This is a genomic window from Micromonospora sp. RV43, from assembly GCF_001029515.1.
Classification (GTDB): Bacteria; Actinomycetota; Actinomycetes; order Mycobacteriales; family Micromonosporaceae; genus Micromonospora; species Micromonospora aurantiaca.
The window spans coordinates 1-1,090 of record NZ_LEKG01000372.1 but is presented as its reverse complement, the minus strand read 5'-3'; the positions used below and the strand labels follow the sequence as shown (position 1 = coordinate 1,090).

Annotated in this window: 1 protein-coding gene; it reads left to right on the top strand. The window is 74.0% G+C overall.

Features of this window, described 5'->3' with window-relative positions; translation table 11 throughout:
* Positions 1–179 precede the first annotated feature (179 nt).
* Positions 180–1,034: a C39 family peptidase gene (locus ABD52_RS37285; RefSeq protein ID WP_200905297.1), complete on the top strand. Its 855-nt coding sequence runs from the start codon at positions 180–182 to the stop codon at positions 1,032–1,034.
* Positions 1,035–1,090: the final 56 nt, after the last annotated feature.

Here is a 1,090-nt window from a genome sequence, read left to right as displayed (position 1 = left end):
CCCCTCGATCGTCCCCCCGCCTCCACGGCGAAGCGGTGCCCGCGCGCGCCTGACGCGCGACCGGCAACCGCCCCCTGGGCGCCCGGCATCACGGGCGTTCCCGATCCCCCGGCCATCCGGCCCCGCCAGCACGTGTGAGTTCCTCCGCGTGCCGGGCCGGCGTGTGCCGCTCACGCCCCGTGGAGGATTTCGTGAAGCACCACCTGAAGCGTCAGCTGCGACGGATCGTCACCGAACGCCCGTACCAGATCATCGCCGGATCGGCCGCCGCGCTCGTGCTGGCCGCCGGCGCCGGCACCGTCGCCACCGCTGGTGACGACGCCCCGGTCCAGGAGAACACCGCCGCGGTCGCCGACCTCGGCGCCGCCCGCCTCGGCGAGCAGCCCGCCAGCCGCAGCGAGGCCCGCATCGCCGTACCGCAGGCGTCGCCCAGCGCCTCCGCCACGCCCAGCGCGTCGCCGAGCGCCTCCCCGTCCGCGAAGGCCGCTGCCGACCCGGACACCACGCCCAAGGCCAAGCCGAAGCCACCGTCGAGCAAGTCGCTCGACTACGACTACCAGGCCCAGATCAACTACTTCTACTGCGGCCCGGCCGCCGTGCGCAACGCGCTCAGCGCCGCCGGCGTCGAGCGCAGCCAGGACGCGCTCGCCGGCCCCCTCGGCACCACCGAGATGGGCACCAACTCGGCCGAGGACACCACTCGGGTGCTCAACCAGCAGGTCAAGGGCAACCCGTACCGGACCCGCATGATTCCCGGCTCGGCCACCCCGGCGCAGATGGACCGCCTCCAGGCCGACGTGGTCGAGGCGATCAGCAACGGCCGCGGGGTCGTCGCGAACGTCGCCGGTACGGCCACCGACACCAACGGCGGCTGGCACTCGTTCCCCGGTGGCCACTACGTCGCGGTGGTCGGCTACAAGGACGACGGCCGGACCGTACGGATCGCCGACTCGGCCGACCCGTCGCTGCCCTCGTACTGGATCACCACGATCGACCTGGCGCACTGGATCGCCAGCCGCGGCTACTCCGCCTGACCGTCCCGCACACCCGAAGGCCGGCACCCCACCCGGGGTGCCGGCCTTCCCCGTCC